This window comes from Bradyrhizobium sp. NBAIM08 (assembly GCF_020193935.1).
Taxonomy (GTDB): Bacteria; Pseudomonadota; Alphaproteobacteria; order Rhizobiales; family Xanthobacteraceae; genus Bradyrhizobium; species Bradyrhizobium yuanmingense.
Genome location: NZ_JADYVR010000077.1, coordinates 1 through 600 on the forward strand (window position 1 = coordinate 1; position 600 = coordinate 600).

Here is a 600-nt window from a genome sequence, read left to right on the forward strand (position 1 = left end):
CGTAGCGCAACGCTTTCTGGGATCGAGAGGGTTGTGTACTTTCGTCTTCCAGCGCCGCGTTCTAACCGGATTACACCAGCTTCCGAATTGAACAGCTTGATGATCGTGTTATCGGAGAACCCCCAAAGTTCTCCAAGCTCACGAACGCGGAAGTGCCTCTCGAAGGCGGCGGCACCAGTCACAATACATCTCCGACTGGTGCCCGGCCCTCCGTCTCTGAAAGCTGCCGCAAAGCGTGACTGAAAAGAACGCCAGACATCATGCCGAAACCTCTGCGGGAACAAACTCGTGTTCGTTGGACCGCTTCCAAAGCTCGAACGAGCTCCGGCGCACCAATCGTCGCCGCCCCAGTACGATCACGGGCAGTGGCGTTACGCCCGAAACCCGGCCGAGGATGACGTTATAGACGTGCGCCTTGGAACAGCGCAGTTCGCGAGCAATGTCGATCGCGGACAGGATCTCGTCAGACCCATTCGTGTGGTTTTGGTTGGCCCCGGACATATCAACCGTTTCGCTCACTTGCCGCAGCAAGTGACGGTCATCGCCTCCTCACAATCAAAGGGCCGCTGGAAGAAATCTTCTGACACGCGAAGACTTATT

2 protein-coding genes are annotated in these 600 nt (G+C 56.8%); one reads left to right on the forward strand and one right to left on the reverse strand.

The genetic code is table 11. The annotated features are described in order from the left end of the window. The coding region (locus I6F37_RS38460) for a hypothetical protein (RefSeq protein ID WP_225154136.1) at nucleotides 1-182 on the reverse strand (182 nt) is incomplete at its 3' end. A 106-nt stretch (nucleotides 183-288) separates the two neighbouring features. On the opposite strand from I6F37_RS38460, the gene I6F37_RS38465 reads away from it, so the two are divergent. Beyond that, nucleotides 289-600, forward strand: a 312-nt coding sequence (locus I6F37_RS38465) for a hypothetical protein (protein ID WP_225154137.1), incomplete at its 3' end; no start/stop codon positions are given.